Raw genomic sequence first — 22,951 nt, forward strand, 5'->3', positions numbered from 1 at the left:
GGTCTGCTGTTCCCTGTGAGGACGACGGCGACGCTGGCAGCCCTCCTGACCGCGCTCGCGCTCGGCGGCTGCTCGGCCGGCGACGACGGGCCCGCAGCGGGAGGCGCCACCACTGCCCCGCCCACCAGCACCGCCGCGCAAGCCCCGCCCACCGACGTCGTCGAGGTGCAGCCCGGCGGGCCGGGTGAGCCCTCGTCGACGGTGGTCGAGACCGACGGGCAGGGGTGGAACCACGACGACATCGCCTTCGTGCAGATGATGCTCCCCCACCACCGGCAGGCGCTCGAGATGGCCGCGCTCGCCCCGGACCGGGCCGAGGACGACCGGGTGCGGACCCTCGCGGAACGGATCGCGGCGGCGCAGGCGCCGGAGGTGCTGGTCCTGGCCTCACTCCTGGACGAGCAGGGCGTCGACGTACCGGAACCGGGCGAGGACCCCGCGAAGTACGACCACTCCCAGCACGGCCACCACGCCATGCAGGGCATGCTGACGACCGCGCAGCTGGCGGAGCTGGCCGACGCCGAGGGCGCCGACTTCGACCGGCTCTTCCTCGAGCGGATGATCGACCACCACGCCGGCGCGGTCGCGATGGCCGCCGACGTGCGTCGCACCGGCTCCAGCCGGCGGGTGGCCGAGCTGGCGCTGGACGTCGAGTCGGGCCAGGCCGCGGAGATCGCGCGCATGGAAGAGCTCCTCGCCACGCTGTAGCCGACGCCGTACCGTTCCGGCATGGGTCTTCTCGGGCGACGCAGGGAGCGCAAGCTGCACGAGGCGGAGACCTTCCGCGCAGCCAGGAAGCTCGCCGCCGAGGACGTCACCGTCCTCGGCGAAGAGCTCGCCGAGCTCCACCTCGACACCCTCACCACCGAGCTCGACGACGCCATGCGCACCGACTACCGCATGGCCCTGGACCGGTACGACGCCGCCAAGACCGCCCTCGACCAGGCCACCACCACCGAGCACGTCGACGCCCTCGCCACCCACCTCGCCGACGCCCGCTGGGCCCGCGCCCGCGTCCTCGCCCGACGCGACGGCCGACCTCTCCCCGAACGACGCGAGGAGTGCTTCTTCAACCCCCAGCACGGACCGGCCCAGTTCGACCTCGACTGGACCCCACCCGGCGGCACCCCACGCACCATCGCCGTCTGCGCCACCGACCACCAACGCCTCACCCGCGGCGAGCAACCCGCCACCCGGATGGTCCGAGCCGGCGACCGCTACGTCCCCTGGTACGCCGCGGACATCGCGCGCTCGATGGACTCGACGTACGCCGCGCACGTCGTCCGCGGGCACTCCTACCACTCGCAGGCCGCCCTGCTCGACACCTACCTGCGCTCGGCCGGCAACGGCAGCGGCGGGGCCGCCGGCTGACCGCTCAGAAGCGGTGCAGCCTCCGGGCGGCCTCGGCGATCGAGCCGGACATCGACGGGTAGACGGTGAACGCCTGCGCCAGCTGGTCGGCGGTGAGCGACTCGGCCACGGCCACGGAGACCGGGTGGATGAGCTCGCTGGCGCGCGGGCCGACGACGACACCACCGACGACGATGCCGGTGCCAGGGCGGCACAGCAGCTTCACGAAGCCGTCGCGGACGCCCTGCATCTTCGCGCGCGGGTTGCCCGACAGCGGCAGGGTGACCACCTCGGCCTGCATCTCGCCGGCGTCGACGGCCTGCTGGGACCAGCCGACGGTCGCGATCTCCGGGGAGGTGAAGACGTTGGAGGAGACCTTCTTCAGGTCCAGCGGGTGCACCGTGTCGCCGAGGAAGTGCCACATCGCGATCCGGCCCTGCATCGCCGCGACCGAGGCGAGCATGAGCACGCCGGTGCAGTCGCCGGCGGCGTACACGCCACGGGCGGAGGTCCGCGAGACCCGGTCGACGTTGACGAAGCCGCCGTCCTTGAGGACGACGCCGGCCTCCTCGAGGCCCATGTCGCCGGTGTTGGGCACCGAGCCGAGGGCGAGGATGCAGTGCGAGCCCTGGACCGTGCGGCCGTCGGTGAGCGCGACGGTGACGACGTCGCCGGAGCGGGTGACCGACTCCATCCGCGACTTCGACAGCACCGTCATGCCGCGGCGGCGCAGGACGTCCTCGAGCACGGTCGCGGCGTCGGCGTCCTCGCCGGGCAGCACCCGGTCGCGCGAGGAGACGAGCGTGACGGGGATGCCGAGGTTGAGGTACGCGCTGGCGAACTCCGCGCCCGTGACGCCGGAGCCCACGACGATCAGCTCGGTCGGCACCTCGGTGAGGTCGTAGACCTGCTCCCAGGTGAGGATCCGCTCGCCGTCGGGCTGCGCCGTCGGCAGCGTGCGCGGGGCCGCGCCGGTGGCGATGAGGACCGCGTCGGCCTCGAGGGTCTGCTCCGAGCCGTCCGCCGCCGTGGCGACGACCCGGCCGGGGCCGTCGAGACGACCGCGCGCCTCGACGACCTGGACGCCGTCCTTGGCCAGCCGCCGCGCGATGTCCATGGACTGGTCGGCCGCGAGCTGCTTGACCCGGGTGTTGACCCGGGCCAGGTCGACGCGGATCGTCTCCGCGGCGTCGCCCTCGGTGTCGGTGAAGATCACGCCGAGCTCGGCGGCGCCGGCCAGCTCGTCCATCACCTCCGCGGTGGCGATGAGCGTCTTGCTCGGCACGCAGTCGGTGAGGACCGCGGAGCCGCCGACACCGTCGGTGTCGACGACCGTCACCTCCGCACCCAGCTGTGCGGCGACGTGCGCGGCTTCGTACCCGCCGGGGCCGCCCCCGACGATGACGACGCGGTCGGTGGCCATCAGAAGTTGATCATGTGGCCGGCGATGCCGTGGACGGCTTCCTTCACGGCCTCGGACAGCGTCGGGTGGGCGAACACGTTGCGCGAGACCTCGTCGGCGGTGAGGTCCCACTGCTGGGCCAGGGTGAGGACCGGCAGCTGCTCGGTGACGTCGGGCCCGATCATGTGGGCGCCGAGGATCTCGTTGTGCTCGGCGTCCGCGACGACCTTGACGAAGCCGACGGCGTCGCCGAGGCCCTGCGCCTTGCCGTTGGCCGAGAACGGGAAGGTCGCCGTCTTGACGTCGTACCCCTTGTCCTTGGCCTGCTGCTCGGTGTAGCCGAACGAGCCGATCTGGGGCTGGCAGTACGTCGCCCGCGGGATCATGTCGAAGTCGATCTCCATCGTCTCCGCGCCGGCGATCGTCTCCGCGGCGACGATGCCCATCGCCTCGGCGGCGTGGGCGAGCATCATCTTGCCGGTGACGTCGCCGATGGCGTACACGTGCTCGACGTTCGTGCGGCCGCGACCGTCGACGGCGATCGCGCCGCGCTCGGTGAGCTCGACGCCGGCGGCCTCGAGGCCGTAGCCCTCGGTGCGCGGCTGGAAGCCGATCGCCTGGAGCACCTTGTCGGCCTCGAGCACCTGCTGCTCGCCGTCCTTGGAGACGGTGACCTTGACCTTGTCGCCGGAGTCGTCGATGCCCTCGACCTTGGTCGACAGCAGGACCTTCACGCCGAGCTTCTTGTAGTGCTTGAGCAGCTCCTTGGACACGTCGGCGTCCTCGGTCGGCACCATCCGGTCGAGGAACTCCACGATCGTCACGTCGACGCCGAAGTTCTTCATCACGTAGGCGAACTCGACGCCGATCGCGCCGGAGCCGGCGATCACGATCGAGCCGGGGAGCTCGTCGGTGAGGATCTGCTCCTCGTAGGTCACGACGCGGTCCGAGAGCTCGGTGCCCGGGATGAGCCGGGTCCGTGCGCCGGTCGCGATGATCAGGTCGTCGCAGGTGTACGACGTGGTGTCGCCGTCCTTGGTCACGTCGATCGACGTGGGCCCGGTGAGGGTGCCCCAGCCGTCGATCTCGGTGATCTTGTTCTTCTTCATCAGGAAGTGGACGCCCTTGACGATGCCGGCGGAGACCTGCCGGCTGCGCTTGTGGGTGGGCCCGAACGACATGGTGGCGTCGCCCTCGATGCCGAACTTGTCCTTCTCGTGCGTGAGCACGTGGGCGAGCTCGGCGTTCTTCAGGAGCGCCTTGGACGGGATGCACCCGACGTTGAGGCAGACACCGCCCCAGTACTTCTCCTCCACCACGGCGACCGACTTGCCGAGCTGGGCGGCGCGGATCGCCGCGACGTAGCCCCCGGGACCGGCGCCGAGGACGAGGACATCGAAGTGGTTCGTCACGACCTGCAGCCTACTTCTGTCGCACAGGTCACCCCGAACCGGTCGGCCCGCGGCCACTACCCTGCCGGTGTGACGCTCTACGCCGCCTACGGGACGAACCTCGATCCCGCCCGGATGGGCGAGCGCTGCCCGCACTCCCCGATGCGCACGACCGGGTGGCTGACCGGCTGGCGGCTGACCTTCGGCGGCGAGGAGCACGGCTGGGACGGAGCGCTCTCGACGATCGTCCAGGACCCCTTCGAGCAGGTCTTCGTCGCCATCTACGACGTCACCCGCGAGGACGAGAAGCACCTCGACGGCTGGGAGGCGGCCGACTCCGGGCTCTACCGCAAGACCAAGGTCCGGGTCTCCACGATGGACGGCGAGGTCGTCGTGTGGACCTACGTGCTCGACGCCTACGAGGGCGGCCTGCCCTCCGCGTCGTACCTCGGGGTGCTGGCCGACGCCGCGGAGGCGGCCGACGCCCCGGCCGACTACGTCGCCGCGCTGCGCCGGCGGCCATGCCGCTCGACAGGACTCTGACCCGCGGCGGGGTCTGACCTACAGTCTCCGCCGTGACCGACCAGCAGCCCCCGCTCTCCAGCACCGAGCCGTACGAGACCGACCCCTACGCGCTCGCCCAGCAGGCCGCCGCGACGCTCGCCGAGCTGACCGGCGTCCAGCGCCACGACCTGGCGCTCGTCCTCGGCTCCGGCTGGCTGCCGGCCGTCGACGCCCTCGGCGGGGCCACCGCGGAGATCGCCACCACCGACCTCCCCGGCTTCAGCGCCGCCGCCGTCGCCGGGCACTCGGGGAAGATCCGCTCGCTCAAGGTCGGCGACAAGAACGTGCTGGCGTTCCTCTCGCGCACGCACTACTACGAGGGTCGCGGCGTCGCCGCGGTCGTGCACGGCGTCCGCACCGCGGCCGCGGCCGGCTGCTCCACGGTCGTCCTCACCAACGGGTGCGGCGGCCTGAAGGAGACCTGGACCCCCGGCACCCCGGTCCTCATCTCCGACCACATCAACCTGACCGGCCGCTCCCCCATCGTGGGCGCGAACTTCGTCGACCTCACCGACCTCTACTCCAGCCGCCTGCGGGCGATGTGCCGCGAGCTCGACCCGAGCCTGGACGAGGGCGTGTACGTCCAGTTCCCCGGCCCGCACTACGAGACCCCGGCCGAGATCGGCATGGCCCGCGCCATCGGGGGTCACCTGGTGGGCATGAGCACGACGCTCGAGGCGATCGCCGCCCGTGAGGCCGGCATGGAGGTGCTGGGCATCAGCCTGGTCACCAACCTCGCCGCGGGCATCACCGGCGAGCCGCTCAACCACGAGGAGGTCCTCGAGGCCGGCCGCGCCGCGGCGACCCGCATGGGTGACCTCCTGGGCCGGATCGTCCCGAGGATCTGAGCCGGACCGTGGACAGCCCGGCGAGCGGCACCCCGGCGAGCGACACCCGCCAGCGCCTCGTCGACGCGGCGCTGCGTGCCTTCGCCGACCACGGCATCCACAACGCCTCCCTGCTCGAGATCACCCGGCAGGCCGGACAGCGCAACCGGGGCGCGGTCCACTACCACTTCGGCAGCCGTGAGGGCATGCTCGCCGCGGTCCTCGAGCAGCACGCCGACGAGCTCGGCCGGCGCGAGATCGAGCTGCTCGACATCGCCCGCGAGCAGCCCGACGACGACATCGCCTCGATCATCGAGGCGATCGTCCGGCCGACCACGGAGGTCGCCGAGACGGGCTGGCGGGGCCGCTGCTACATCGTGATCCTCGGCGAGCTGGTCCAGCAGGACATCACCCCGCTCGGGCCCGACGTCGAGGCCGCGATGGCGCGCACCGGCGGCTACGCGCTGTTCGGCCTGCTGCGCGACCGGCTGGCGGCGTACGCCATGGACCTCCCGCTGGAGAACGAGCGGCTCGCGCTGGTCACCGCCTTCATCATGCGCGCGGTCGCCGACCGGGCACGCGCCGGCGAGCTGCCGCCGAGCGGGCGCGAGGAGCTGCCGACCGAGCGGTTCGTGCGCAACCTGGTCTCCATGGCCACCGCCATGCTCGTCGCCCCGTTGCCGACCGACGCCTAGCGCGCGCGGGCCGGACCCGCGCCGAGCGCACCGGACCGGTCACGCCGCCGCACCAGCCGCAGGAGAGACTCGTGACCGTGCTCCACGCCGGACCCAGCCCCGCCCTCTCGACCGCCATGCGTGACGGCTCCCGCGCCGAGCACGAGGAGGCGGAGGGCTCGACCTTCGTGTCCGAGCTCCTCGACGGGCGGATCTCCGAGGAGGGGTACGCCGCGTACCTGCGCCGCCTCCGCGCGGTGTACGCCGCCATGGAGGCCACCGTGCGCGGCCGCACCAACGACCCGCTGGTCGCCGCGATCCACGACCCCGCCCTCGAGCGGCTCGCCGCCCTCGACGCCGACCTCGCCCACTGGGCGCCCGGGGCACCCCGCGAGCTCGCGCCCGGCGAGTCGCCCGCCGCCGCGGCGTACGTCGCCCGCCTGGAGGGCGCGACCTGGGGTGGCGACCTGGTCGCCCACCACTACACGCGCTACCTCGGCGACCTCTCGGGCGGGCAGGCGATCGGCCGGGTCCTGGACCGCGCGTTCGACCTCGACGGTGCCGGCACGGCGTTCTACGCCTTCCCCGCGATCCCCAAGCCGAAGCCGTACAAGGACGCCTACCGCGCCCGCCTGGACGCCCTCGGTCTCGACGCCGCCGGGGTCGCCCGCGTCGTGGACGAGGTGAAGGTAGCGTTCCGGCTGAACCAGGCCCTCTTCTCAGAGCTCGGAGAACGCATCGATGCCTACCGCCGCCCGGCCCCGCAGGACTGACGTCCGCACCCACGGCCGGGGCACCCGCGCATGAGGGTGCTCGTCACCGGCGCCGCCGGCAGCATCGGCCGGGTCGTCTCGCTGGGCCTCGCCGACCGCGGCCACGACGTCGTCGGGCTGGACCGGCTGCCGCAGCCCTCCGGCGAGGACGGCCCGTGGTACGCCCTGGACTGCACCGACCCCGACGCCGTCGAGGCGGTCTTCGCCGAGCAGTCGCTCGACGCCGTCGTGCACCTGGCCGGCCACCCGGGCGAGGCCAGCCTCCCGGACTCGCTGACCTCCCACGTCGTCACCACCGGCGCGCTGCTCGACGCGATGGTCGCCCACGACGTGCGCCGCATGGTCTACGCCTCCTCCAACCACGCCGTCGGCCGCACGCCCCGCCGCGAGCTGGTCGGGGTCGACACCCGCCCGCGGCCAGACACCTTCTACGGCGTCTCCAAGGTCGCAGCGGAGGGGCTGCTCAGCCTGTACGTCGACCGGTACGGCATCGACGCCGTCGCCTGCCGGATCGGATCGTTCCTGCCCGAGCCCGAGACCGTCCGCAACCTCTCGACCTGGCTCTCCCACGACGACTGCGTCCGGATGGTCCACGCCGCCCTCACCGCCACCGCGCCCGGCTTCGCGGTGCTCTACGGCATCTCGGCCAACACCCGCGCCTGGTGGGACCTCGAGCCCGGCCGCGCCCTCGGCTACGAGCCGCAGGACGACGCCGAGGCGTGGGCCGACCGGATCCAGCCCTCCCCCGAGGACGACTGGGACGCCGCGCACGTCGGCGGCCCGTACGCCACCACCACCTTCGAGCGCCCCGCCCTCGACCGCCCCTGAGCCACTCCGCCATCCCGGACTCCTCAGGCGGAACCCGGGTACCCGGCGAAACCTGCCGCCCGGAGCCTGGCCCTGGCAGGACCTGGCACGGCTTGGCGACGAGGCGTTTGCTGGGAGCCATGACCTCACCCGTGACGCAGAAGCGAACCCTCGGCACCGCCTCGTCCCTCACCGTCTCCGCGCTCGGCCTGGGCTGCATGGGGATGTCGGAGTTCTACGGCACCGCCGACGAGCAGACGGCGACCGCGACCATCCACCGCGCGCTCGACCTGGGCGTGACGTTCCTCGACACCGCCGACATGTACGGCCCGTTCACCAACGAGCAGCTGGTCGGCGCCGCCATCAAGGACCGTCGCGACGAGGTGCAGCTCGCGACGAAGTTCGGCAACGAGCGGCTGCCCGACGGCACCCGCGTCGGCGTCAACGGCCGCCCGGAGTACGTCCGCTCCGCCTGCGACGCTTCCCTGTCCCGCCTCGGCGTCGACCACATCGACCTCTACTACCAGCACCGCGTCGACAAGTCCGTCCCGATCGAGGAGACGGTCGGCGCGATGGCCGAGCTCGTGCAGGCCGGCAAGGTGGGCCACCTGGGCCTCTCCGAGGCGTCGGCCGCCACGATCCGGCGCGCGCACGCGGTCCACCCGATCACGGCGCTGCAGACCGAGTACTCCTTGTTCACCCGTGACCTCGAGGACGAGATCCTCCCGACGATCCGGGAGCTGGGCATCGGGCTGGTGCCGTACTCCCCGCTCGGCCGCGGCATCCTCACCGGCGCCATCACCGACGAGTCCTCGCTGGCCGAGGACGACTCGCGCCGCTCGGCGTACTTCCCGCGCCTCAACGGCGAGGGGCTGCGCGCCAACCTGCAGCTGGTCGACCGCATCCGCGAGATCGCCACCGAGAAGGGCTGCACGCCGGGCCAGCTGGCGCTCGCGTGGGTGCTCGCGCAGGGCGACGACGTCGCGCCGATCCCCGGCACCAAGCGCGTCGCCTACCTGGAGGAGAACGTCGGCGCGCTCGGCGTCCCGCTCGACGCCGACGACCTGCGCCGGCTCGACGAGGCCGTGCCGCGCGGCGCCGTCGTGGGCGACCGGTACGGCGACATGTCCACCATCGACGCCTGACGGGAGCGGGCGGCGGCCCTCGTAGGGTGGTCCGGTGACGAACACCGCCGTTCCCGCCCTGCTCGACGCCGCCCGCGCCTGGATCGCCGACGACCCCGACCCGCGGACGCGCGAGGAGCTCCAGGCCGTCGTCGCGCGGGTCGAGTCCGGCGACGACGCCGCGACGGCCGACCTGGCGGACCGGTTCGCCGGGACCTTGGAGTTCGGCACGGCCGGCCTGCGCGGCGCGATCGGCGCCGGCCCCAACCGGATGAACCGGGCGGTCGTCACCCGCGCGGCGGCCGGCCTGGCGGCGTACCTCCGCGACAGCGGGGCGACCGGCCCCGTCGTCATCGGGTACGACGCCCGGCACGACAGCGACGTCTACGCCCGCGACACCGCCGAGGTGATGACCGGTGCGGGGTACGCCGCGCACGTGCTGCCGCGGCCGCTGCCGACGCCGCTGCTGGCCTTCGCGATCCGCGAGCTCGGCTGCTCGGCCGGCGTGATGGTGACCGCCAGCCACAACCCGCCGCAGGACAACGGCTACAAGGTCTACCTCGGCGACGGCAGCCAGATCGTGCCCCCGGCCGACGCCGAGATCGCGGCCCGGATCGCGGCGGTCGGGCCGCTCGCCGACGTGCCCCGCGGCGCGGGCGGGAAGGTGCTCGACGAGGGCATCGTCGACCGGTACCTCGACACCGTCGCCGGCCTCGCCGCCGACGGCCCCCGCGACCTCGACCTCGTCTACACCCCGCTGCACGGCGTCGGGGGCACCTCGGTGCTGCAGGTGCTGGAGTCGGCCGGGTTCTCCCAGCCGCGGGTCGTGGAGCAGCAGGAGCAGCCCGACCCCGACTTCCCGACCGTGGCGTTCCCGAACCCCGAGGAGCCCGGAGCGATGGACCTCGCGATGGCACTGGCCGCGCAGCACGGCGCCGACCTCGTCGTCGCCAACGACCCCGACGCCGACCGCTGCGCGGCGGCCGTCCCCGGCCCGCACGGCTGGCGGATGCTGCGCGGCGACGAGGTGGGCGCGCTGCTCGCGCACGCGCTGCTGAGCGCCGGCAAGCAGGGCACGTACGCCACCTCGATCGTGTCCTCCTCGCTGCTCGGCACGATGGCCGCCGCCGCGGGGCAGCCGTACGCCGAGACGCTCACCGGCTTCAAGTGGATCGGCCGGGTCGAGGGGCTGGCCTTCGGCTACGAGGAGGCACTCGGCTACTGCGTCGACCCCGAGCACGTCCGGGACAAGGACGGCGTCTCCGCGCTGCTCCTGCTGTGCGAGCTGGCCGCGCGGGCGAAGGCGGAGGGCCGCGGGCTGGTCGACATCCTCGACGACATCGCCCTCGAGCACGGGCTGCACGCGACCGACCAGCTCTCGGTCCGGGTCACCGACCTCGCCGAGATCGGCGCCGCGATGGAGCGGCTGCGGGCCACCCCGCCGGCCGAGCTCGGCGGGCTGCCCGTCGAGCGCGTCGACGACCTGAGCGCCGGCTCCGCGGACCTGCCGCCGACCGAGGGACTGCGCTACTCCCTCGCGGGCGGCGCGCGCGTCGTCGTACGCCCCAGCGGGACCGAGCCGAAGCTGAAGTGCTACCTCGAGGTCGTCGTCCCCGTCGACCCCGAGGACGGCGTGGACGCGGCGCGCATCCACGCCGCCGGCCGCCTCGACGCGCTCCGGTCGGGCATCAAGTCGGCCGCGGGGATCTGAGGTCGTCGTGCTGTCCCTGACCTACGTCAGCTCCGCCACCGAGCTCGCCGACGCCGACGCCCTGGTGGGCGCGCTCGAGGCGATCCGGCCCCGCAACCACGAGCGCGGCATCACCGGCGTGCTCCTCTACCGAGGCGGCAACATCATCCAGGTGCTCGAGGGCCCCGACGAGCAGGTCGAGCGCACCTTCGCCTCGATCGAGCGCGACCACCGCCACCGCGGCGTGATCGTGCTCCTGCGCGAGCAGGTCGACCGGCGCTCGTTCCCCGACTGGTCCATGGGGTTCCGCGACGTCAGCGCCCTCGACCTCGACCGCGAGGACGGCTTCACCGACTTCCTGCGCGGCCGCGACGACCTCACCACCGGCGAGGACGACCACCACGCCGAGATCGTCGCCTCGTTGCTGCGGACGTTCCGCGAGTCCATGCGCTGAGCGGGGCGCGCGGCACCGGACCGCACCACCGAACACCCGAGTGGCCCCATGGCCCGTCCGGGCCATGGGAGATGGTCCGGACGGGCCAGGGGGTCAGCCGCCCGGCTCGTCCTGCCGCACAGCCGGGCCATGTCGATCTCGAAGCTGGGACACAGGTCACATCGGCGACCGAGGGTGGTCCAGACAACCCCCTCACCCCCTTCGAGGAGCAACCCCCTCATGCGCACCCCCACGCCCCGCACCGGCAAGATCGTCGCCGCTGCCGCCACTCCCCTCGCCGTGCTCGCGGCCGCCGGCCTCGTCTGGCAGTCCTCGTACGCCGCGTTCACCGGCACGACCCGCAACTCCGGGAACGAGTGGTCGACCGGCGCCGTCGCCCTGACCGACGACGACAATGGCAGTGCCCGGTTCCAGGTTGCCGGCATGGTCCCCATGCAGACGGACACCAAGTGCATCAAGGCGACCGCGAACGCGTCCGTCCCCGGTACGGTCCGTGGCTACGCGGTCAACCCGGTCGTCTCGGCGCAGGGCCTCGAGAACCACGTGAAGGTCGAGGTCGCCTCCGGCGACGGCGGGGGCTTCGGCTCGTGCGACGGCTTCGTCCCCGTCGACACCGTCATCCCCGCCGGCACCAGCCTCAAGCAGCTCGCCACGTTCGACGAGTACGCCGACGCGGTCGGCGGCTGGGACGTGCCGGCCGGCACGAGCTCGCGGACCTACCGGATCACCTGGACCTTCGACACCAGCGCGCTCTCGCAGGCCGAGGTCGACCAGCTCCAGGGCGCGAAGACCGGCATCGACTTCCAGTGGGAGCTGCAGAGCAGCTGATCCCGCGTCACCGACAGCACGACCGTTGCACCCCCGCGCCTGAACGCGCACCTCTCGGGAAGGAGGGACCGTGGCCGACACCACCACGGCCGGGGTCCACGGACCCTCCTTCACCGACCCTGCCGGGGCTCCTGCCGGAGCCGCCGGCCAGACCGGCCCCGCCTGGGCGTGGGCCGGTCTCGTCGTGCACTTCACCGCACGCGCCTACCGGGCGCTGCTGCTGACCCTCGCGGTCGTCGCGACCCTCCCTCTGGCGTGGAGCTGGACCTCGCACGTCATCCGCACCGGCTCGATGGAGCCCGCCATCGGCGTGGGCGACGTCGTCGTCGCGCGACCGTTCACCGACGCCGAGGACGTGCCCCTCGGGCGGGTGATGGTCTTCACCAATCCCGCGGTGACCGACCGCGAGCAGCTCCTCGTCCACCGGGTGGTGTCCGACCTCGGGGAGGGCGAGTGGGCCACCGCGGGCGACGCCAACCGCGAGATCGACGCCACCTCCGTCCGACGTGGAGACCTCCGCTCACGAGCGATCCTGCTCGTGCCCTTCGTGGGCAAGCCGTTCGTGTGGATCGCCGACCGCAACATCCTGCCCCTCGCCGCGTGGGCGATGCTCACGTGCGCCGCTTTCGCGCTCGCCCGCCGCGGCACCGCGCGCGGGCCAGCGCCACGCCCACCGGCCAGGCCGAAGGCGCGCCGCCGGCCGCCGGCACCGGAGGACCGCATCCGCAGGTTCCGACGGCCCCGTCTGGTGCCGGCCGACGGACAGGTCCTGGCGCGATCACCCCTGGCCGTCGTCGCCCTGCTCGCCCTCCCTCTCGTCTGGTCCGGCAGCGCCGGCGCGTCGTTCACCTCGACCACCGCGACCACCGGCAGCACGTGGTCGGTCGCCGAGGAGGTCGTCACCTCCCTCACCTTGGTCGACCCTCCCGATGCGGTGCGCGGCACGACCCCCCTGACCGCGGTGGTCACCGGCTCTGTCGCGCCGGGCACCACGGTCCGCATCGACTACGCGCCCGCCGGCAGCACCACGTGGCGCACGATCTGCACCGACACCGCGGCGCCGTACACCTGCAGCTGGTCGACCACTGGCCTGGCCAACCAGGAGTACGACCTGCGCGCGGTCCTCGTCTCGGGCTCGGCGACGATGACGTCCCCGGTGGTCGAAGGGGTGCAGGTCGACAACGTCGCACCCTCGGTGGTCCTGCAGGATCCCGGCTCTCCGCTGCGAGGGGTCGTGACGCTGACGGCCAGCGCGAGCGACGCGCACTCCGGCGTCGACCAGGTGGTCCTCCAGCACGCCGCTGCCGGCTCGACCACGTGGCGCGACGCCTGCACCCTCACCGAGGCGCCCTTCAGCTGCCGGTTCGACACCACCACGGTCGCCGACGGCACCTACTCGTTCCGCGCCGTGGCCACCGACGCCGCGGGCGGTACGACGACGTCCGCGGCGGTCACCGGCCGGACGGTCGACAACCGGGTCGCGTCGGTCTCGGTCGTCGATCCGGGCGCCTTCCTCAGCGGCACCGTCCAGGTCGCGGCGTCGGCGTACTCACCCTCCGGCGTCGTCTCCGTGCGCGTGCAGCGCGCTGCGACCGGCACCACCGCCTGGACCGACCTCTGCACCGACACCACCGCGCCCTACGCCTGCAGCTGGAACACCGGCCTGGTCGCCAACGGCTCCTACGACCTGCGAGCGGTCATGGTCGACGGCGGCGGGCGCACCACGACCTCGGCGAGCGTCACCTCCCGGCGGGTGGACAACAGTCCCCTCCGTGCCATGGACGTGCAGACCGTCCCGGGTGGCGCCACGCTCGGCCGGATCGAGCCGGGCGACCGTCTGGTGCTGACCTACAGCGGGCAGGCGCAGCCCTCGACGATCACCTCGGGGTGGACCGGTGCCGCGATCGGCGTCACCGTCCGGGTGCGGGACGGCAACCTGCTCGGCCTCGGCAGCCGTGGTGACACCCTCGACGTCCAGCGCACGGGCGCCGCGGTGAACCTCGGGTCGGTCAACCTGCGCGAGGACTACGTCAGGAGCCTCCGGACCGCGCTCTTCAGCGCGACGATGACCGCCACCACGACCAGCGTCGGCGGTGTCCCGGTCACCCAGGTGACCATCGTCCTCGGCGCCCAGACCAGCGGGTCGACGCCGCGCACCAGCAGCACGTCCGCGAGCATGGTGTGGACGCCGTCCACCGCGGTGCTCGACCTCGCGGGGCGCCCGGCCGCAGCCACTCCCGCCACCGAGACCGGTGGGTCCGACCGCGACTGGTGAGCGACGTCCGTGCCCGACCCGCGGCCGTTCGCGCTGAGTCGGCGGCTCAGACCAGCAGGGTGACCACGAACGCCACGAGCGCGGCGGCGAGCAGGGCGAGCTCGGTCCACGCCGGCGTACGCCGCACCTCGGCGGCGAGCGCGTCGGCCTCGGGCGAGTACCGCTCGATGCCCCGCTGGGCGCGGTCGTCGTCGACGAGCTGGCGGATCCGCGCCTCGACGACGTCGGCGTACGCCGGGTCCTTGCGCGGGGCGGCTCCGTCGCCGTCGGTGGCCGCCGGCCGCTTGGAGGACTTCAGCGTGTTGCGCCACGAACGCCCCACCGCGGGCGAGACGTAGCGCTTCTCCCCCACCCGGACCGCCAGCACCTGGCGGACCGCGAGCTCCTCGATCGCCGCGAGCGGGATCGAGGTCGTCTCCAGCATGTTGCGGAGCACCAGCCGGCGATCGGCGACGATTACCCGGGGCTTGAGCATCGAGGCCCAGGCCAGCACGCCCACGACGACCGCGCCGGCGACGACCGGCGCCGGGAAGCCGTCGACGAAGCCGAGCACGACGATGCCGGCGACCGCCACGAGAGCGAGCACACCGGTCACCCGCCCGCTGGTGGGTCGGAAGCGTTCGGTGACCCCGCCGGGTCCTGCCTCGACCACCGCGTGCTCCTCCCGACCTGTCCCGTGCCTGCGGGCCCGCCGTCCCGACGGGGCCCGCACCGAGCCTATGCTGACGCGGTGAGCGAACCCTCCGTCACCCAGGTCGCCCAGGCCATCGACCACACCCTGCTGAAGCCGGAGGCCACCCACGCCGACGTCGAGGCGCTGGTGGCCGAGGCCGTCGAGCTCGGCACCTACTCGGTGTGCGTGTCCCCCTCGATGCTGCCCGTCGCCGTGCCCGAGGGCAGCGACCTGAAGGTCGCGGTCGTCTGCGGCTTCCCGAGCGGGAAGCACACCTCGGCCGTCAAGGCCGCCGAGGCCGCGGAGTCCGTCGCCCGGGGTGCCGACGAGATCGACATGGTGATCGACATCGGCGCCGCGAAGGAGGGTCGCTTCGACGCGGTCGAGGCCGACGTCGCCGCGGTCCGCGCGGCCGCCCCGTCGCCGACCGTGCTCAAGGTGATCATCGAGTCCGCCGCGCTGTCCGACGACGAGATCGTCGGTGTGTGCCGGGCCGCCGCTGCCGCGGGCGCCGACTTCGTCAAGACCTCCACCGGCTTCCACCCCTCTGGCGGCGCCTCCGAGCACGCCGTGCGCCTGATGGCCCAGACCGTGCCCGACCTGCAGGTCAAGGCCTCCGGCGGCGTCCGCACCCTCGACCAGGCGCGGGCGATGATGGCCGCCGGCGCCACCCGGCTCGGCGTCTCGGGCAGCCGCGCCCTCCTCGGCTCGGCCGACGGCGCGACCTCCGGCGGCAGCGGCTACTGACCTCCCGGCCCGCCACACGTGACCACTCGGCGGGCGGAGGGGTGAGGGGTGGGTACCGGCGCAGCATGAACGACGACAAGCGCAGCGTGCCCCTCTCCGAGCTGGCCGGCGGGACGGTCCGCCTGGTCGGCCAGTGGGTGGTCGGCCTGCGACGCACCACCGACGCCACGGACCCGACGGCGCGCACCGGCGAGCCGTTCGCGGTCTCCCGCCGCTGCCGCCACCAGCTCGCCGACCTGAGCAAGGGCCACGTCGACGAGGACGGCTGCCTGGTCTGCCCGTGGCACCAGAGCCGGTACGACGTGCGCACCGGCGCCATGGTCGACGGCCCGAAGGGGTTCCTGGGCTACCACGGCCCGGCCCGCGGGTACCGCCAGTTCGTGGCGGCGTACGCCAAGGTCCTCACGCTGCGGACCGGCCGCGCACGCGTCACCGGCGACCGGGTCGAGGTCGACTGAGGGTCGCCGGTCCCCGACCGGCAGAATGTCCCGGTGCGCGCCCGGGTCATCGTCCTCGCCGGCCCCTCGGGGTCGGGCAAGTCGCGGCTCGCGGCTCGGATCGGGCTGCCGGTGCTGCGGCTCGACGACTTCTACAAGTCCGGCGGCGACCCGACGCTCCCCCGCATCACCCACGGCGCGAACACCGGACTGGTCGACTGGGACCACCCGGACTCCTGGCTGCCCGAGGACGCGATGAGCGCGATGCGCGAGCTGTGCGAGCGCGGCGTGGCCGAGGTCCCGGTCTACGACATCGCGCACGACGGGCGCTGCGGGTGGCAGACCCTCGACCTCGACGGGGCGCGGTTCTTCGTCGCCGAGGGGATCTTCGCCCCCGACGTGGTGCAGCCGGCCCGCGAGGCGGGCATCCTCGCCGCGGCGTACTGCATCCGGCGCTCGCCGCTGCGCACGTTCTGGCTGCGTCTCCAGCGCGACCTGCGCGAGCACCGCAAGCCGCCGCTGGTGCTCGTCCGCCGCGGCCTCGCCCTCATGCGCGCCCAGCGCGAGGTGGTCGCCGAGGCCGTCGCGAAGGGCTGTACCCCCGTGACGCCCGACGAGGCCTGCGCCGACGCCCGACGGCTGCTCGCCGGCGGATGACCCTCCCCTGGGGCGCCCCGCTGCGCCAGCCCGACCCGCTCTCGTGCGGGGCGTCGGTGCTGGTCGTGTCGCGGATGCTGGCCGAGGAGGAGTACGCCGCGCGAGCCGCCCGGTCCTTCCCGGCCGAGGTGCTCGCGATGCACCGACGGGTGACCGGCCCCCGCTCGCGGGACGGTCGCGCGCAGCTGCCCTGGCCGCGCGCCCTCGGCACCCCGCCCTGGGCGGTCGCGCGCGAGCTGGCGCTCGTCACCGGCTCGCCCTACCGCGTCCGCCGCGCGCGCTGGTCGACCCTCGGCGACGCATCCGGCCCGGTCGCGCTCTACGTCGGCAACCGGTGGCTGCCGCGGCACGTCGTCCTCGTCCTGGCCGCCGACGGCGACCGGATGCGCCTCTACGACCCCGCCGTCGGCGGGCCCGTCATCGTGCGCCGGACCGCCTTCGACGCCCGCCGGCTGCGGGTGGCCGGCTGGGACCGGCCCTGGTTCGCCGTCGTGCCCGCCCGCGCCTGACGGTCGGATCGGCCGCCTGCCCTCCGGGCCGGACGTCATGCGAACGGAGCAAGCGGGTGCTCCCTCTGCATGACGTCCGCTCGGTCGCTCCCGCGTTCCGCGTCCGGTGATACCGCCGAGTCGTCACCCCGGCCACGGAGCGCCTGCTCGATCTGGCCGTAGAACGTGTCCGGCTCCAGCCGGAGCCCCAGCGCGGGCACGCGGAGCACGCGGTCCCCGGCAAGGACGAGGTCGTTGTGCCGGACGGCGTCGCCGACGACGTGGTCGGCCCAGGCGTGCTGGATGCCGTCGACCTCGACGACCAGGCCGTGCGCCGGCCACGAGAGGTCCAGGAAGTACCGGCCGTTGCGGCCCCGTCGCAGCACCTGCCTCGCGGGCGCCGGCAACCCGCGACGCACCAGCTCCCGGACGATCGCCGCCTCGTCCAGTGTTCGCGCGCCGTCGACGAGCTCGTGGACCACCGCGTGGACGAGCGCCCGGCGGCGGTCCCGGCGCACGCGGAGCGCCTCGACACCGACCTGCTCGGCGGTGGCCAGCCCCTGCTGCACCGTCAGGGTCAGGAGGTACGCCGCCTGACGGTCGGTCGCGGCCCAGAGCGCGGCACGGACGGCGGCCACCGAGGGTGTCGTCCGCGGCACACCGGTGGCGACGACGTCGGCGGCGTTCCACCGCCGGGTCTGACGGATGTCGTAACGGGGGCTGCGCCGGACCCGGGCGCCGCGCGGCACGGACACGCGCACCCGGTCCACGGCGTACCGCTGCAGGCCACCGGCCACCAACGCGGACGCACCGTCGAGGCACGCGCGCGGGCCACCATGGAACACGGCTGCCCACTGGTGGCCGACGTGGCTGACCTCGCCGTTGTGCAGGCAGACCGACTGGTCCCCGAGCAGCTGCCAACGGTGGGCCCGCACCTGGCCGCGCACCTGCCACCGGGTGACGCCGAGCGCGTACAGCTGACGACGGGAGACGACACCTCCCTGGCGCCCGGCGACACGACGAGCGGCGGCGAGAGAGGGAAGGTCGTGCGGTGGCGTGGCAGGCATGCGGCCACGTTCGCGTGCGCGGCCGCAGCGGACCGCTGGGCCGGCACCGCCCTGGGGGCAGCCACGTCGCTGAGCGTCCCTGTGCACGGCAGGCGGCCCTGCGGCGGACGTCATGCGGACGGAGCAAGCGGGTGCTCCGTCCGCATGACGTCCGCTCGACGGCTCAGCCCTGAGCGGCCTCGGTCGCGAGGGCGGCGTACCCCGGCTTGATCACCGAGGAGATCAGGTCGAAGCGCTGGTCGAAGGGCAGGAAGGCGGACTTCATGGCGTTGATGGTGAACCACTCGAGGTCGCGCAGGCCGTAGTCGAACGCCTGGGCGAGCGACCACATCTCGTGGGTCATCGAGGTGCCGCTCATCAGCCGGTTGTCGGTGTTGACCGTGACGCGGAAGCGCAGCCGCTTGAGCAGCCCGATCGGGTGCTCGGCCAGGGACGCGGCGGCACCGGTCTGCAGGTTCGACATCGGGCACATCTCCAGCGGGACCCGCTTGTCGCGGACGTACGCCGCGAGCCGGCCGAGCTCGACCGAGCCGTCCTCGTGGGCGGTGATGTCGTCGATGATCCGCACGCCGTGGCCAAGCCGGTCCGCACCGCACCACTGGAGCGCCTGCCAGATCGACGGCAGCCCGAACGCCTCGCCGGCGTGGATGGTGAAGTGCGCGTTCTCGCGCTGGAGGTACTCGAAGGCGTCGAGGTGCCGGGTGGGCGGGTAGCCCGCCTCCGCGCCGGCGATGTCGAACCCGGCGACGCCCCGGTCGCGCCAGGCGATGGCCAGCTCGGCGATCTCCATCGAGCGGGCCTGGTGGCGCATGGCGGTCAGCAGCTGACGTACGACGATCCGGTCGCCGGCGGCCGCGCAGCCCTCGTCGAAGCCCTGCTGCACCGCGGCGACGACCTCGTCGAGGCTGAGCCCGTCGCGGACGTGCTGCTCGGGGGCGTAGCGGATCTCGGCGTACACCACACCGTCCTCGACCAGGTCCTCCACGCACTCCCGCGCGACGCGGGTCAGCGCCTGGGCGCTCTGCATGACACCGACGGTGTGGTCGAAGGTCTCGAGGTAGCGCTCGAGGGAGCCGGAGTCCGCGGACTCGGTGAACCACCGGCCGAGCTCCTCGGCGCCGCCGCTCACCGGCAGCTCGTGGCCGCACCCGGCCGCGAGCTCGACGATCGTCTGCGGGCGGAGGCCCCCGTCGAGGTGGTCGTGCAGGAGGACCTTGGGTGCCCGGCGCACCTGCTCCTCGGTCAGCGGGGCGGGGGCACTATCTTGCATGCGGTCCATCCAAGCACCAGGGCCGCCGACGTCCACATCGCCTTCCGCACCTTCACCGAGGAGCCACCATGCGTACGTTCTCCAGCTTCGAGGAGGTCGCCGCGGCGGCCGGCACCGACATCGGCAGCACCGACTGGGTGGAGATCGACCAGCAGCGCGTGGACCTCTTCGCCGAGGCCACCGGCGACCACCAGTGGATCCACGTCGACGTCGAGCGCTCCGCGACCGGCCCCTTCGGCGGCACCATCGCCCACGGCTACCTCACCCTCTCCCTCGTCCCGTGGCTCGGCAGCCAGGTCTTCGCCCTGGACACCCCCGGCGCGAAGCTGAACTACGGCGTCAACAAGGTGCGCTTCCCGAACCCGCTGCTCGTCGGCAAGCGGGTGCGCGGCCACGTCGCGTTCGGCGAGGTCACCGACATCCCCGCCGGCAAGCAGGCCGTCATCAAGTACACCGTCGAGATCGAGGGCGAGGCCAAGCCCGCCTGCGTCGCCGAGACCGTCGTCCTGCTGCTCGCCGACTGAGCGGCGGGAGCGCCGCTCGGCGGCGTCGAGCTCCTCGGTGGGGCGCCGGATGAGCCTGCGTGCTCATGCGCCGACGCGACCGCCCGCCGATCCTGACCCGGTGCGACTCCTGAGGACCGTGGTCACCGTCCTGACCGCTCTGGCAGCGAGCTGCTTCGTGCACCTCGCGACCTCCGTCGGGCTCTCCTGGTGGGAGGCCGGCCTCCTCCCGGCCGCCGCCCTCGGGCTGGTCCTCGTGCTCCTCTGGACGTGAGCACGCCGACCCCGGGCGTGCCGCCGAGCGGATGGCGTCGCGGGCATGCCCGACACCCTGACCCCGGCCGAGCTCGCGAAGGAGCTCTGCGTCGCACCCAGGGCCGTCCGGCAGTGGCTGCGCGACCATGGGTGGCAGAGCGTCCCCCACAGCCGCTGGCACCTCACGCCCGAGCAGGCCGCCGCCGTCCGCGAGCGCTTCCGCGACCCGGCGGGCGGGGACGGACGCCGGCCGTCCTGACGCGGTGAGCCCGCGGCGGGCCCGGCCGCTGCGTCCGTGTGACTGGTGGGGCTGGAGTGACGCGAGGCCCGGGTACGCCGCGCCCGACGGCGCCCCGGGGCGGACGGGTCACCAGGGCACGACGCCGGCGTCCTCGAAGAACCCGCCGGTGGGGCCGTCGTCGGGCAGGGTGGCCAGCCGGATCGGCGTGGCCGCGCCCTGCTGCGGGGTGCGGGTGCCGCGGAAGCCGTTGAGGTCGGTGGCGACGTACCCGGGGCACGCGCAGTTGATCTTGATGCCGGTGCCGGCGAGCTCGCGGACGTACTGGAGCGTGACCGCGTTGAGGAACGTCTTCGACGGCGAGTACGCCGCCGCCACCGGCCCGACCGAGTCCTCGCCGCTCGCGGCGGCCTGGCGGGTGAGCGAGCCGACGCCGCTGGAGACGTTGACGATCCGCGGGGCCGGCGAGCGGAGCAGCAGCGGCAGCATCGCGTTGGTGACCCGGACGACGCCGATCACGTTCGTCTCCACGACCGTGCGGATCACGTCGACGTCGACCGTGGTCGGCGCCTGCGGCACGCTGCCGGTGATGCCGGCGTTGTTGACCAGCGCGTCGAGCCGCCCCACCTCCCCGAGCCGTCGCGCGGCGGCCGCCACGCTCTCGTCGTCGGTGACGTCGAGCGGCACGCCGAAGGCGTCGACGCCCGCCTCGCGCAGCCGCTCCACCGCCTCCTGCCCCCGGGCCGCGTCGCGCGCCCCCACCCCCACCTGCCAGCCGAGGGCACCCAGGCCCGCAGCGATCTCGTAGCCGATCCCCTTGTTCGCGCCCGTGACCAGGGCGACCTTCTTCTCCGTCATGCCGTTCATCCTTCGGCGCCGCGACCGGGCGGTCCAACACCGCCCTGGTCAGGGTCGATACCTCACGGGTATCGGTCTCTCGGCCGCGCGGGACTAGAGTCGCGCTCGTGGAGACCCGGGAGCTGCGGTACTTCGTCGCCGTCGCGGAGGAGCTGCACTTCGGCCGCGCCGCGGAGCGCCTCGGCATCGCCCAGCCGCCGCTCTCCCGCGCGATCAGCCAGCTCGAGCGCCGCCTCGGCACGCCGCTGCTGACCCGCTCCAGCCGCTCGGTGACGCTCACCGCGGCCGGCGCCGTCCTGCTGCACGAGGCGCGCGCCGCCCTCGACGCGGTCGAGGCCGCCGAGCAGCGCACCCGGCGCGCGGCGGTCGCCTCCGCCGGGCGTCCCACGATCGTGCTGGCGAGCAAGGCCGGGGCGTCCAACGAGCTGCTGGCCAAGCTGCTCGACGCGTACGCCGCGGAGCCCGGCGCCGCCCACGTGGACGTGGCGCTGTGCGCGCCCGGTGAGCAGCAGCGGCTGCTGCGGACCGGCCGGGCCGACGTGGCGATCCTGCACGCGCCGTACGACGACCTCACCGGCCTGGACGTCGAGGACCTCGTCACCGAGACCCAGGTCGTCATCCTCCCGCCCGGCCACCCGCTCAGCGCGTCCCGGGAGCTGCGGATGGCCGACCTCGACGGGATCGACCTGCCGGTGCCGCGGTGGCCCGGGCGCGACGGGCGGTACGCCGACGGGCCGGGGCCGGAGGTCCGCGACCACACCCAGCTGCTGCAGCTGATCTCGCTGGGCCGGACGTACTTCCTCGCACCCGAGTCGGCCCGCAGCCAGCTGCGCGACGACGTCGTCGCGGTGCCCGTCCTGGACGCACGGACGGTCACCACCGTGGTCGCGTGGCCGCCGCACAGCCGCTCGCAGCACGTCGCCCAGCTGGTGCGGACCGCGCTGCGGCTCTGAAACGGGGAGGACCTCCGCCCCCGGGCTGCCTAGGCTGCGGGAGCGTGACGCCCGACGAGGTACGCCGGCTGGCCGGCTCGGCCCACGAGCGGTGGACCGAGCTCGAGCTCGTGCACCGCTCCTCCTACCTCTCGGTCCACGCCACCCTCCGGCACGGAGAGCTCGACGGCGTCGTGCTCGACGACGGCCGCCGCGTCCGCGAGCGCGGCGCTCCCCCGTCCTCGTGGTCGCTGCGCCCGCTGGAGCCCTACGCCACCAGCTACGAGTGGTCGGCGATGCTCGACCCGCACGAGCTGACCGAGGGCGTGGAGATCACCGACGTACGCCGGGCGGAGCTGTTCGGCCGACCGGTCGTTGCGTTCGTGGCCCGGGCGGTGACCGGCTACGACCCGATCTGCTCGTGCTGCCCGCTGGTCCTCTCCGAGGTCTCCGAGCGGCTCGAGCACGGCGAGGACCGGACACCGGCGGCGCCCGGGGACCTGCCCACCGCGACCGAGCTCGCGCTCGACCTGGGGGTCGGCATCGTCGTCAGCAGCCGGGAGCGCGACGGTCGGCGCGGCGGATGGTTCACCAACGAGCTGCTGCGGGCGGTCGCCGACCCCGGCGCTGGCGCTGAAGCGGGGAACGGCGCCCGCACCGCGTAGAT

At 73.8% G+C, this 22,951-nt stretch carries 27 protein-coding genes; 21 read left to right on the top strand and 6 right to left on the bottom strand.

Annotation, left to right across the window (positions count from 1 at the left end; all coding sequences use genetic code 11):
• Positions 1–15 precede the first annotated feature (15 nt).
• Complete coding sequence (locus tag QWY28_RS11780) at positions 16–708, top strand: DUF305 domain-containing protein (protein WP_300952751.1); 693 nt, start codon at positions 16–18, stop codon at positions 706–708.
• A gap of 21 nt (positions 709–729) precedes the next feature.
• Positions 730–1,371: a hypothetical protein gene (locus QWY28_RS11785; protein WP_300952752.1), complete on the top strand. Its 642-nt coding sequence runs from the start codon at positions 730–732 to the stop codon at positions 1,369–1,371.
• Between the two features lie 4 nt (positions 1,372–1,375).
• Here QWY28_RS11785 and QWY28_RS11790 read toward each other — a convergent pair whose 3' ends face one another.
• Both QWY28_RS11790 and lpdA read right to left on the bottom strand, forming a co-directional pair.
• On the bottom strand, positions 1,376–2,773 hold the full coding sequence (locus QWY28_RS11790; RefSeq protein ID WP_300952753.1) for an NAD(P)H-quinone dehydrogenase: 1,398 nt from the start codon (positions 2,771–2,773) through the stop codon (positions 1,376–1,378).
• Entirely contained in the window at positions 2,773–4,164 is a 1,392-nt protein-coding gene (gene lpdA / locus QWY28_RS11795; protein ID WP_300952754.1) for a dihydrolipoyl dehydrogenase, read from the bottom strand. The genes QWY28_RS11790 and lpdA overlap by 1 nt, the downstream gene beginning before the upstream one ends.
• A gap of 69 nt (positions 4,165–4,233) precedes the next feature.
• Here lpdA and QWY28_RS11800 point away from each other — a divergent pair, with 69 nt between their 5' ends.
• The 10 genes from QWY28_RS11800 (at position 4,234) to QWY28_RS11845 (ending at position 14,159) form a co-directional block, all read left to right on the top strand.
• The gene (locus tag QWY28_RS11800) at positions 4,234–4,686 is read left to right on the top strand and encodes a gamma-glutamylcyclotransferase (protein WP_300952755.1); all 453 of its coding nucleotides are present in this window, start codon (positions 4,234–4,236) and stop codon (positions 4,684–4,686) included.
• A 32-nt stretch (positions 4,687–4,718) separates the two neighbouring features.
• Positions 4,719–5,555 (top strand): purine-nucleoside phosphorylase, encoded by an 837-nt coding sequence (locus QWY28_RS11805; protein ID WP_300952756.1) that lies wholly within the window; start codon positions 4,719–4,721, stop codon positions 5,553–5,555.
• 8 nt (positions 5,556–5,563) lie between these two features.
• Entirely contained in the window at positions 5,564–6,229 is a 666-nt protein-coding gene (locus QWY28_RS11810) for a TetR/AcrR family transcriptional regulator (protein WP_300952757.1), read from the top strand.
• Between the two features lie 71 nt (positions 6,230–6,300).
• Positions 6,301–6,981: a biliverdin-producing heme oxygenase gene (locus tag QWY28_RS11815; protein ID WP_300952758.1), complete on the top strand. Its 681-nt coding sequence runs from the start codon at positions 6,301–6,303 to the stop codon at positions 6,979–6,981.
• Between the two features lie 30 nt (positions 6,982–7,011).
• Positions 7,012–7,809, top strand: a complete 798-nt coding sequence (locus QWY28_RS11820) for an NAD-dependent epimerase/dehydratase family protein (RefSeq protein WP_300952759.1) — start codon at positions 7,012–7,014, stop codon at positions 7,807–7,809.
• 119 nt (positions 7,810–7,928) lie between these two features.
• Positions 7,929–8,933: an aldo/keto reductase gene (locus QWY28_RS11825; protein WP_300952760.1), complete on the top strand. Its 1,005-nt coding sequence runs from the start codon at positions 7,929–7,931 to the stop codon at positions 8,931–8,933.
• 34 nt (positions 8,934–8,967) lie between these two features.
• Positions 8,968–10,623 carry a phospho-sugar mutase gene (locus QWY28_RS11830; RefSeq protein WP_300952761.1) on the top strand — a complete coding sequence of 552 codons (1,656 nt, stop codon included), beginning with the start codon at positions 8,968–8,970 and terminating at the stop codon, positions 10,621–10,623.
• 7 nt (positions 10,624–10,630) lie between these two features.
• Positions 10,631–11,056: a BLUF domain-containing protein gene (locus tag QWY28_RS11835; RefSeq protein ID WP_300952762.1), complete on the top strand. Its 426-nt coding sequence runs from the start codon at positions 10,631–10,633 to the stop codon at positions 11,054–11,056.
• Positions 11,057–11,275: 219 nt separating this feature from the next.
• Complete coding sequence (locus QWY28_RS11840) at positions 11,276–11,884, top strand: hypothetical protein (RefSeq protein WP_300952763.1); 609 nt, start codon at positions 11,276–11,278, stop codon at positions 11,882–11,884.
• A gap of 70 nt (positions 11,885–11,954) precedes the next feature.
• On the top strand, positions 11,955–14,159 hold the full coding sequence (locus QWY28_RS11845) for an Ig-like domain-containing protein (protein WP_300952764.1): 2,205 nt from the start codon (positions 11,955–11,957) through the stop codon (positions 14,157–14,159).
• Positions 14,160–14,205: 46 nt separating this feature from the next.
• On the opposite strand, the gene QWY28_RS11850 is transcribed toward QWY28_RS11845, so the two are convergent.
• The gene (locus QWY28_RS11850) at positions 14,206–14,811 is read right to left on the bottom strand and encodes a hypothetical protein (RefSeq protein ID WP_300952765.1); all 606 of its coding nucleotides are present in this window, start codon (positions 14,809–14,811) and stop codon (positions 14,206–14,208) included.
• 78 nt (positions 14,812–14,889) lie between these two features.
• Here QWY28_RS11850 and deoC point away from each other — a divergent pair, with 78 nt between their 5' ends.
• The 4 genes from deoC (at position 14,890) to QWY28_RS11870 (ending at position 17,182) form a co-directional block, all read left to right on the top strand.
• Positions 14,890–15,579, top strand: a complete 690-nt coding sequence (deoC, locus tag QWY28_RS11855) for a deoxyribose-phosphate aldolase (RefSeq protein WP_300952766.1) — start codon at positions 14,890–14,892, stop codon at positions 15,577–15,579.
• 65 nt (positions 15,580–15,644) lie between these two features.
• On the top strand, positions 15,645–16,037 hold the full coding sequence (locus QWY28_RS11860) for a Rieske (2Fe-2S) protein (protein WP_300952767.1): 393 nt from the start codon (positions 15,645–15,647) through the stop codon (positions 16,035–16,037).
• A 33-nt stretch (positions 16,038–16,070) separates the two neighbouring features.
• Positions 16,071–16,673 (top strand): ATP-binding protein, encoded by a 603-nt coding sequence (locus tag QWY28_RS11865; RefSeq protein ID WP_300952768.1) that lies wholly within the window; start codon positions 16,071–16,073, stop codon positions 16,671–16,673.
• Positions 16,670–17,182 carry a hypothetical protein gene (locus tag QWY28_RS11870; protein ID WP_300952769.1) on the top strand — a complete coding sequence of 171 codons (513 nt, stop codon included), beginning with the start codon at positions 16,670–16,672 and terminating at the stop codon, positions 17,180–17,182. Before QWY28_RS11865 ends, QWY28_RS11870 begins: the two co-directional genes overlap by 4 nt.
• A gap of 35 nt (positions 17,183–17,217) precedes the next feature.
• Here QWY28_RS11870 and QWY28_RS11875 read toward each other — a convergent pair whose 3' ends face one another.
• On the bottom strand, positions 17,218–18,228 hold the full coding sequence (locus tag QWY28_RS11875) for a DUF559 domain-containing protein (protein WP_300952770.1): 1,011 nt from the start codon (positions 18,226–18,228) through the stop codon (positions 17,218–17,220).
• 163 nt (positions 18,229–18,391) lie between these two features.
• The gene (locus QWY28_RS11880; RefSeq protein ID WP_300952771.1) at positions 18,392–19,498 is read right to left on the bottom strand and encodes an adenosine deaminase; all 1,107 of its coding nucleotides are present in this window, start codon (positions 19,496–19,498) and stop codon (positions 18,392–18,394) included.
• 68 nt (positions 19,499–19,566) lie between these two features.
• Here QWY28_RS11880 and QWY28_RS11885 point away from each other — a divergent pair, with 68 nt between their 5' ends.
• The 3 genes from QWY28_RS11885 to QWY28_RS11895 all read left to right on the top strand — a co-directional run bounded on the left by QWY28_RS11885 (position 19,567) and on the right by QWY28_RS11895 (position 20,515).
• Positions 19,567–20,022, top strand: a complete 456-nt coding sequence (locus tag QWY28_RS11885; protein WP_300952772.1) for a MaoC family dehydratase — start codon at positions 19,567–19,569, stop codon at positions 20,020–20,022.
• A gap of 100 nt (positions 20,023–20,122) precedes the next feature.
• A complete protein-coding gene (locus tag QWY28_RS11890) occupies positions 20,123–20,275 on the top strand; it encodes a hypothetical protein (protein ID WP_300952773.1) in 153 nt (50 codons plus the stop codon).
• A gap of 45 nt (positions 20,276–20,320) precedes the next feature.
• Positions 20,321–20,515 carry a hypothetical protein gene (locus tag QWY28_RS11895; protein WP_300952774.1) on the top strand — a complete coding sequence of 65 codons (195 nt, stop codon included), beginning with the start codon at positions 20,321–20,323 and terminating at the stop codon, positions 20,513–20,515.
• A gap of 108 nt (positions 20,516–20,623) precedes the next feature.
• Here QWY28_RS11895 and QWY28_RS11900 read toward each other — a convergent pair whose 3' ends face one another.
• Positions 20,624–21,352: an SDR family oxidoreductase gene (locus QWY28_RS11900; protein ID WP_300952775.1), complete on the bottom strand. Its 729-nt coding sequence runs from the start codon at positions 21,350–21,352 to the stop codon at positions 20,624–20,626.
• Positions 21,353–21,459: 107 nt separating this feature from the next.
• On the opposite strand from QWY28_RS11900, the gene QWY28_RS11905 reads away from it, so the two are divergent.
• Both QWY28_RS11905 and QWY28_RS11910 read left to right on the top strand, forming a co-directional pair.
• Positions 21,460–22,305 carry a LysR family transcriptional regulator gene (locus tag QWY28_RS11905; RefSeq protein WP_300952776.1) on the top strand — a complete coding sequence of 282 codons (846 nt, stop codon included), beginning with the start codon at positions 21,460–21,462 and terminating at the stop codon, positions 22,303–22,305.
• A 44-nt stretch (positions 22,306–22,349) separates the two neighbouring features.
• Positions 22,350–22,949: a hypothetical protein gene (locus QWY28_RS11910; protein WP_300952777.1), complete on the top strand. Its 600-nt coding sequence runs from the start codon at positions 22,350–22,352 to the stop codon at positions 22,947–22,949.
• Positions 22,950–22,951: the final 2 nt, after the last annotated feature.

The organism is Nocardioides oceani, from assembly GCF_030412965.1.
GTDB classification, from domain to species: Bacteria; Actinomycetota; Actinomycetes; order Propionibacteriales; family Nocardioidaceae; genus Nocardioides; species Nocardioides oceani.

Bases quoted from the DNA above. Each gene is read 5' to 3' on its own strand.
- QWY28_RS11785 (WP_300952752.1), top strand. From the start codon at position 730: ATGGGTCTTCTCGGGCGACGCAGGGAGCGCAAGCTGCACGAGGCGGAG.
- QWY28_RS11790 (WP_300952753.1), bottom strand. From the start codon at position 2,773: ATGGCCACCGACCGCGTCGTCATCGTCGGGGGCGGCCCCGGCGGGTAC.
- QWY28_RS11820 (WP_300952759.1), top strand. From the start codon at position 7,012: ATGAGGGTGCTCGTCACCGGCGCCGCCGGCAGCATCGGCCGGGTCGTC.
- QWY28_RS11825 (WP_300952760.1), top strand. From the start codon at position 7,929: ATGACCTCACCCGTGACGCAGAAGCGAACCCTCGGCACCGCCTCGTCC.
- QWY28_RS11840 (WP_300952763.1), top strand. From the start codon at position 11,276: ATGCGCACCCCCACGCCCCGCACCGGCAAGATCGTCGCCGCTGCCGCC.
- QWY28_RS11860 (WP_300952767.1), top strand. From the start codon at position 15,645: ATGAACGACGACAAGCGCAGCGTGCCCCTCTCCGAGCTGGCCGGCGGG.
- QWY28_RS11870 (WP_300952769.1), top strand. From the start codon at position 16,670: ATGACCCTCCCCTGGGGCGCCCCGCTGCGCCAGCCCGACCCGCTCTCG.
- QWY28_RS11875 (WP_300952770.1), bottom strand. From the start codon at position 18,228: ATGCCTGCCACGCCACCGCACGACCTTCCCTCTCTCGCCGCCGCTCGT.
- QWY28_RS11880 (WP_300952771.1), bottom strand. From the start codon at position 19,498: ATGCAAGATAGTGCCCCCGCCCCGCTGACCGAGGAGCAGGTGCGCCGG.
- QWY28_RS11885 (WP_300952772.1), top strand. From the start codon at position 19,567: ATGCGTACGTTCTCCAGCTTCGAGGAGGTCGCCGCGGCGGCCGGCACC.
- QWY28_RS11895 (WP_300952774.1), top strand. From the start codon at position 20,321: ATGCCCGACACCCTGACCCCGGCCGAGCTCGCGAAGGAGCTCTGCGTC.
- QWY28_RS11900 (WP_300952775.1), bottom strand. From the start codon at position 21,352: ATGACGGAGAAGAAGGTCGCCCTGGTCACGGGCGCGAACAAGGGGATC.